Annotated in this window: 10 protein-coding genes and 1 pseudogene; all 11 read left to right on the plus strand. The window is 38.7% G+C overall.

Annotation, left to right across the window (positions count from 1 at the left end):
• Positions 1-118: 118 nt before the first annotated feature.
• Positions 119-736: pseudogene (locus BQ7314_RS01530) on the plus strand (NAD(P)/FAD-dependent oxidoreductase); the annotation flags it as partial.
• 9 nt (positions 737-745) lie between these two features.
• A complete protein-coding gene (locus BQ7314_RS01535; protein ID WP_174481947.1) occupies positions 746-946 on the plus strand; it encodes a YgaP family membrane protein in 201 nt (66 codons plus the stop codon).
• Positions 947-1,185: 239 nt separating this feature from the next.
• Positions 1,186-1,923 carry a UPF0149 family protein gene (locus tag BQ7314_RS01540; protein WP_174481956.1) on the plus strand — a complete coding sequence of 246 codons (738 nt, stop codon included), beginning with the start codon at positions 1,186-1,188 and terminating at the stop codon, positions 1,921-1,923.
• Between the two features lie 260 nt (positions 1,924-2,183).
• On the plus strand, positions 2,184-2,708 hold the full coding sequence (locus BQ7314_RS01545) for a flagellar basal body-associated FliL family protein (protein WP_174481948.1): 525 nt from the start codon (positions 2,184-2,186) through the stop codon (positions 2,706-2,708).
• 2 nt (positions 2,709-2,710) lie between these two features.
• Positions 2,711-3,700, plus strand: a complete 990-nt coding sequence (gene fliM, locus BQ7314_RS01550; RefSeq protein WP_174481949.1) for a flagellar motor switch protein FliM — start codon at positions 2,711-2,713, stop codon at positions 3,698-3,700.
• Between the two features lie 89 nt (positions 3,701-3,789).
• Positions 3,790-4,254: a flagellar motor switch protein FliN gene (gene fliN, locus BQ7314_RS01555; protein ID WP_174481950.1), complete on the plus strand. Its 465-nt coding sequence runs from the start codon at positions 3,790-3,792 to the stop codon at positions 4,252-4,254.
• Positions 4,251-4,688: a flagellar biosynthetic protein FliO gene (gene fliO, locus BQ7314_RS01560; protein WP_174481951.1), complete on the plus strand. Its 438-nt coding sequence runs from the start codon at positions 4,251-4,253 to the stop codon at positions 4,686-4,688. Before fliN ends, fliO begins: the two co-directional genes overlap by 4 nt.
• Before the next feature lie 7 nt (positions 4,689-4,695).
• Positions 4,696-5,424 carry a flagellar type III secretion system pore protein FliP gene (fliP, locus tag BQ7314_RS01565; protein WP_280953853.1) on the plus strand — a complete coding sequence of 243 codons (729 nt, stop codon included), beginning with the start codon at positions 4,696-4,698 and terminating at the stop codon, positions 5,422-5,424.
• 12 nt (positions 5,425-5,436) lie between these two features.
• Entirely contained in the window at positions 5,437-5,706 is a 270-nt protein-coding gene (gene fliQ / locus BQ7314_RS01570) for a flagellar biosynthesis protein FliQ (protein ID WP_174481953.1), read from the plus strand.
• 3 nt (positions 5,707-5,709) lie between these two features.
• Positions 5,710-6,483: a flagellar biosynthetic protein FliR gene (gene fliR / locus BQ7314_RS01575; RefSeq protein WP_174481954.1), complete on the plus strand. Its 774-nt coding sequence runs from the start codon at positions 5,710-5,712 to the stop codon at positions 6,481-6,483.
• Complete coding sequence (locus BQ7314_RS01580; protein ID WP_174481955.1) at positions 6,484-6,861, plus strand: EscU/YscU/HrcU family type III secretion system export apparatus switch protein; 378 nt, start codon at positions 6,484-6,486, stop codon at positions 6,859-6,861.
• Positions 6,862-6,962: the final 101 nt, after the last annotated feature.

Here is a 6,962-nt window from a genome sequence, read left to right on the forward strand (position 1 = left end):
GCATCTGCGCTTCAATTTCTTTTGAGTAAGGTTTTATCTTGGGTCGATTTTAAATAAAGTTTATGAGTTGCATCATTATAATTCTTAAATTGAACTTGCCTAAATTAATTTGTGCTCATTCCTAACCAATGCTAAAGTCGATAAAATCGAAGAAGGCATGATGTTTGTTACTGAAGTGGATGAAGACGGTAAAGAAAAGAAAAAGCACGAATTGCCATTTAAACATTCAATGATGTTGCCAGCCTTTACAGGTATTGATGCAGTACGCAATGTAAAAGCAGAAGGCTTGATTAATCCGCGCGGCTTTATTATTGTTGATGAGCACCAGCGTAACCCAACCTTCAAAAATATTTATTCTGTCGGTGTCTGCGTGGCTTTACCGCCAGTAGAGAAAACACCTGTCCCCGTTGGCACACCTAAAACTGGCTATATGATTGAGTCGATGGTAACGGCGACAGCACATAATATTGCAGGGGAGTTAGCTGGTAAAGAGCCGCATGAAAGGCCAAGTCTTAATGCTTTATGTTTGGCAGATATGGGTGATAGTGGTATTGCTTTCTTGGCTGTGCCACAAATTCCACCCCGCAATACAACTTGGGCACAACAGGGTAAGTGGGTACATTTAGCAAAAATTGGCTTTGAAAAATACTTTATGCGCAAAATCGCTAAAGGTATTAGCGAGCCGTATTATGAAAAAATGATTCTTAAATTTATGGGCGTTGTACGTTTGAAATAGGTAAAAAAAATGAGTATAGATCGTGTTGTATTTGCTGTTGCAGGCGCATTTATTTTAATTAGTTTAGTATTGTCGCAATACCATTCTATTAATTGGCTATGGTTTACTGCTTTCGTGGGGGCTAATTTATTTCAATCAGCATTTACAGGCTTTTGTCCTATGGCAATTATTTTGAAAAAACTGGGTGTTAAACCTGGCTGTGCATTCTAAATGACCTAGTTTCTGCTGGTTAATAGTATGTAATGATTTAAAGGGGGCTTTTACTTGAATGTAAAAGCCCCCTTTTTTGTAGCAAGCTGTTCGATAAGTTGATTTTACGGTTTTAGGTGGTAATATATTTTTTTAATGTTTAGTAAGTGTTTAAGCAAAATAGGAGCTTAAACGTAATGGACTTTTTACTAGGCATTAATTGAATATCATGCATTTTACATTTTTAAAAAAACAACATCATGTTGACACCGGAATTAAGCGCTAGATTTAAGAAACTTTTTGCCCCCATTGATAGTTTACCAGGAGGATATTTTTCAGAGGATGAATTAGACGGTTTTATGTACGCCTTAGTGATTACTCCAGATCCAATTAAGCCCAGCGAATGGCTACCAGCCCCTTTTTATGGTGATATATCCATCTTTGATGACGCAGAACAGGCGAACCCTTTAGCTGAGTTTTTGCTTGAGTGCTATGAGTATTATTGTGTTATGAGAAATAAGGGAGAGTTGCAATATACTTATGATCTAAAAGATCTTGACGAAAATATATTTAATACGATTTATGGCTGGGCGCGAGGATTTTGGTATGGCTTATCTTTACGCATGTCACTATGGAAAAGTCCGTATGTAACCAAGAAAGAAGCTAAAAAAGATCCTGTTGTTGTTAGTATGGAGGTTTTTAGAGGTTTAGGTGATGATACTTTTGACAACGGACCTATGCTGAAGAAAATTAAGGCAAGTACTAAGGAGGAGATTGCTGATGACGAGCTGGAGTCTCGCTTAATTGTGAACCTTATGGATGCAATACCTGTTTCTTTGCATACTTTGCAGGAATTTAGCCGGTTTATGATTGAAAAGAAAACCAAAGAACTTGGTTTGGCAGAAGAAGTTGATAGCTCCAATAAAGTAGGCCGTAATGAAGCTTGCCCTTGCGGTAGTGGCAAGAAATTTAAGCTTTGCTGTGCCTCAGAAAATTAAATTGATAGAGTAACGAGTCTTTTTGTTAGGTACACAAGTGACTTTTTTTCTAAAGGGACTTTTACTTGAATGTAAAAGTCCCTTTTTTATTTCTGCGTTAATATTTCTACATTTGATGTTCTTGTCTTTATAATAGAAGCCTATTCTAATAGGTAGCAGGCAGAATATTTTTAGTGTGCTACATTATTTCTATTAAAAAGTATTGAATTTGAGTTAATTAATGGCAAGTTATTTGCTTAGTTTTAATAAAGGATAAAATAATGGCGGAAGTTGAAGAAGGTACAGAGAAAAAATCATCGAAAATGATGATTATTATTATCGCACTTGTGGTACTAGTGGCTGCGGGTGGCGGTGCTTATTATTTTATGTTTATGGGGGAGGAGAGTACTGTAGAAGAGGGCGAAGAAGCCAAGGAAGTAGAGGCTGAACCTGAAGAAGAAGAGGAAGAGGATGCTGATGCTGATACTGAGTTGACTTATTTCGAAATGGATAAGCCTTTTGTCGTTAATTTTCCTAAAAGTTCAGGCATCAGTTTGCTTCAAGTTTCAATTGCTTTAAGTGTTGAAGGTGTGACTACAGCGGAGTTATTAAAAAAACATGAGCCGATGATACGTAATAATTTATTGATGTTGATTAGCGGGCAAGTCCCTCAAGAATTAAAAACCGTTAAAGGCAAAGAAAAGCTCGTAGAACTTATGCATAAAGAGGTTGATAAGGTGATGAAAAAAATAGGTGGCAAAAATAAAGTGCAAGATGTATTTTTTACTTCGTTTGTTATGCAATAGCCATGTCTACAGCTGATTTACTTTCTCAAGATGAAATTGATGCGCTTTTACATGGTGTAGATGATGGTGATGTTGAAACGGATGTTGAGGTTGACGAGGGTGCTGCTGATGATGCTCGCCAGTATGACTTTAATAGCCAAGAGCGTATTGTACGAGGCAGGATGCCAACATTGGAGATGGTTAATGAGCGCTTTTCGCGCTATTTCCGGATTTCTTTGTTTAACTTTTTGCGTCGTTCAGCGGAAATTTCCATTTCCGGTATTCAAATTCAAAAATTCTCCGAATATGTACAAAGCCTTTTTGTGCCTACCAATCTCAATATAGTTCGCTTTGCGCCTTTACGTGGGCGGGCTTTAATTGTTATGGAGCCTAGATTGGTTTTTACCGCCGTGGATAACTTTTTTGGTGGTGGAGGTCAATTCTATAATAAAGTAGAGGGGCGTGAATTTACGCCGACTGAAATGCGCATTATTCGTTTGATTATTGATTTGATTTTTAAAGATTTGAAAGAAGCTTGGAAGCCTGTTTTAGAGCTGGATTTTGAGTATATGAGTTCAGAAGTTAATCCCGCTTTCGCTAATATTGTCAGTCCTGCTGAAATTGTTGTTGTTTCTACACTACATATTGAGCTAGAAGGCGGGGGTGGTGATATAAATATTGCCATGCCTTACTCTATGATTGAGCCAATTAGAGATTTATTAGATGCCGGTATTTCTAGTGATCAAGGTGAGTCGGATAATAATCGTTGGCAAGTTTCATTGCGTAATGAAGTGATGCGCTCTAAGGTTAATATAAACAGTATGCTGGTCGAAAAGAAAGTGAAGATAAGTGATGTGTTACATTTTAAAAAAGGTGATGTGATTCCCATCGATTTACCTAAAGAGGTGATGTTACGTGCTGAGTCTATTCCTATTTTTAGAGGCGAGGTGGGCTTGTCGGATGGTAATTATGCGGTAAAAATAAGTGAAAAAATATCACCTGATAGTTTGTGAATTTTTAAACTGATAGAGATAAGGCGCTGTGCAATAAATTATAATTGCCCAGTGTACGAGTATGAATGTTTCAAGGTGAGGATGGCAAGATGAGTGAAGATGAAAACGGCGAACTGGGCGATGATTGGGCTGCAGCAATGAATGAACAAGGTGAAGGTAGTTCTGATGATGCAGCTGCTGATTGGGGTGATGCTATGGAAGAGCAAAGCAATGCAGAAAGTCAAGGGAAAGCCGATGCTGAGGCAATGTCATTTCAAGAGCTTGAAGATGATGCTAATAGTCCTGAAAGCGAAGATATTAATTTAGATGTTATTTTGGATGTGCCGGTGACGATTTCTATGGAAATTGGGCGTACACAAATTAATATTCGCAATTTATTACAGCTAAATCAAGGCTCAGTGGTTGAGTTGGATCGCTTAGCGGGTGAACCTATGGATGTGCTAGTTAATGGTACCTTGGTAGCTCACGGTGAAGTTGTGGTGGTTAATGATAAGTTTGGTATACGCTTAACCGATGTGATTAGCACTTCAGAAAGAATTAAACAGCTTGCATGATGCGATTACTTACGTTGCTCATTTGCTTAAGCGTTTATAGTCGTGCCATTTGGGCGACAGTATTGGAGCCTAGTGCGCCTAGAACCTTGATGGCAACAGATTTTATGCGCTGGGGTGGTGGCTTAATTTTAGTCTTAGGTGTTTTTTTCTTATGTGTTTGGGCGGTACGTAAAGCGGGCGGCTTGACTTCGACTAGCGCGGGTCAAATGCACGTACTGGGAGGACTTTCACTAGGCGCTAAGGAGCGGGTTGTCTTATTGCAGTTGGGTAATAAACAATTATTGTTGGGTGTGAGCCCAGGGCGAGTTGAAGCATTACATACCTTAGAAGGCGAAGACTGTTTGGTTTTCGAGAGTACGCGCTCGAATGCTGCTGGAGACAATCAATTTGCGCAAAAATTAATTCAAGTGATGAAAGGACAGGGCAGTGCTTAAAAAAAGTGTGTGTAGCCTATTATTGGCGTTAAGCTTAGTACAGCCAGCCCTTTCAGCTCAAGGTATTGAGGCCATTAGCGTGACTACCAATGCTGAAGGTGGGCAGACTTATACAGTCACAATTCAGATATTAGCTTTGATGACAATAATGACTTTATTGCCATCTATCTTGCTAACGATGACTTCATTTACGCGTATTATGATTGTGTTAGGTTTATTAAGGCAGGCACTAGGAACGGCTCAGGCTCCAAGTAATCAAGTATTGTTGGGCTTGTCTTTATTTCTAACAGTATTCATCATGATGCCTGTTTTTGATAAAGTGAATACGGATGCTGTACAGCCTTATCTCGAAGAAAAAATCGATGCCGTTACTGCGCTAGAAAAAGCCTCAGGCCCTTTTCGTACTTTTATGTTAAGACAGACGCGTGAAGCAGACTTAGAGCTTTTTATGCGTATTGCTAATCGGGATGATATTGCTAGCCCTGAAGAGGTGCCCTTTTCTTTATTACTTCCGGCCTATGTTACTAGTGAGCTAAAAACAGCTTTTCAAATTGGTTTTTTAATTTTTCTGCCTTTTTTAGTAATTGATCTAGTCGTTGCTAGTGTATTAATGTCAATGGGAATGATGATGTTATCACCGATGATTATTTCCTTGCCTTTCAAATTAATGCTTTTTGTATTAGCAGATGGCTGGTCATTAATTTTAGAAATGTTAGCAGCCAGTTTCTACGTATAGGAATGATAAGTTATGACGCCTGATGTTATCTCTATGATCGCGCAAGAAACAGTCGTTGTGGCTGTCAAGTTAGTGGCTCCCATTTTACTCTCTTCACTTATCGTCGGTTTGATTATTTCTATGTTTCAAGCTGCAACCTCTATTAATGAGCAAACACTGACTTTTATTCCTAAACTTGCGACTATCATTATTGTTTTGATGATTTTGGGGCCTTGGATGTTACAAGTGATTGTGGATTTTTTTCAAGATCTTATGTTGCGTATTCCTCAGCTAATAGGCTAAGACTTGCACTTTACTGAACAAGAATTATTAGCAAAAATAGCCTTATTTGTTTGGCCTTTTATACGTATTAGTTCTTTGTTTATGGCTATTCCTATTTTTAGTGCTAGAACAACCCCGGTTAAATTTCGCCTGTTAATTTCTTTTTTGATTACTTGGGTGGTAATCCCCTTTATTCCCCCATTGCCTGATGTGCCGTTGATGAGTTATGCAGGGGTTATGGTGACTATTCAGCAAATGGCCATTGGTTTAGCATCTGCTTTTATTCTGCAAATGGTCTTTGCTGTTCTTTTAGTTGGTGGTCAGTCTATTGCCTATAGTATGGGCTTAGGTTTTGCTTCTATGGTTGATCCTGCTTCGGGTGTGCAAGTGCCTGTTGTCGCACAAATTCTAGTAATTACAGGCAGTCTATTTTTTATGAGTGTCAACGGCCATCTTTTGTTAATTGAGTTATTGATTGAGAGTTTCAAGACTTTACCTATTGATGTGATTGGCCTAACTAAAGCCGATTTATGGGCCATTATTATTTGGAGTGGGCAAATGTTTGCCGGTGGGGTGCTATTAGCCTTACCTATTATGTCGGTGGTTTTATTTGTTAATGTCAGCTTTGGTGTGGCATCGAAAGCTGCACCTCAGTTACAGATTTTTGGGGTGGGCTTTCCAATTACTATTATGGTGGGACTGGTGTTGATCTGGATTTTAATGCCTAATGTGATTGAGGCCTTCTCGATTGTGCTTGCTGACGGCTTTCAATTAATTAAGCAAGTTTTACGCGTTTAAATGGCTGAAGACTCAGGGCAAGATAAAAGCGAAGAGCCCACGGGAAAGCGCATTACTGATGCGCGTAAAAAAGGCCAAATTCCCCGTTCTAAAGAACTAGATACCTTTGTGTCATTAATGACTGGCGCAGTTTTGCTGATGTTTTTAGGTGAAGGTATCGTCTCAGGCTTAATGGCTTTAATGAAGCAGCAGTTTCAGTTAAGCAGAGAGCTTATTTTTGATGCAAAAAGTACTGTGCTACTTTTCAACCAAGTGCTACTCGATGGCATATTATTAGTATTTCCTTTCGGTATTGTCATGATAGTGATGGCTTTGATTCGCCCTATGATGATGGGCGGCTGGAATGTTAGTATGGAGGCGATGCAACCTAAGGAATGAGCACAAATTAATTTAGGCAAGTTCAATTTAAGAATTATAATGATGCAACTCATAAACTTTATTTAAAATCGACCCAAGATAAAACCTTACTCAAAAGAAAT

Source organism: methanotrophic endosymbiont of Bathymodiolus puteoserpentis (Logatchev), from assembly GCF_900128525.1.
GTDB lineage: Bacteria > Pseudomonadota > Gammaproteobacteria > Methylococcales > Methylomonadaceae > Methyloprofundus.

Bases quoted from the DNA above. Each gene is read 5' to 3' on its own strand.
- BQ7314_RS01535 (WP_174481947.1), top strand. From the start codon at position 746: ATGAGTATAGATCGTGTTGTATTTGCTGTTGCAGGCGCATTTATTTTA.
- BQ7314_RS01540 (WP_174481956.1), top strand. From the start codon at position 1,186: ATGTTGACACCGGAATTAAGCGCTAGATTTAAGAAACTTTTTGCCCCC.
- BQ7314_RS01545 (WP_174481948.1), top strand. From the start codon at position 2,184: ATGGCGGAAGTTGAAGAAGGTACAGAGAAAAAATCATCGAAAATGATG.
- fliM (WP_174481949.1), top strand. From the start codon at position 2,711: ATGTCTACAGCTGATTTACTTTCTCAAGATGAAATTGATGCGCTTTTA.
- fliN (WP_174481950.1), top strand. From the start codon at position 3,790: ATGAGTGAAGATGAAAACGGCGAACTGGGCGATGATTGGGCTGCAGCA.
- fliO (WP_174481951.1), top strand. From the start codon at position 4,251: ATGATGCGATTACTTACGTTGCTCATTTGCTTAAGCGTTTATAGTCGT.
- fliQ (WP_174481953.1), top strand. From the start codon at position 5,437: ATGACGCCTGATGTTATCTCTATGATCGCGCAAGAAACAGTCGTTGTG.
- BQ7314_RS01580 (WP_174481955.1), top strand. From the start codon at position 6,484: ATGGCTGAAGACTCAGGGCAAGATAAAAGCGAAGAGCCCACGGGAAAG.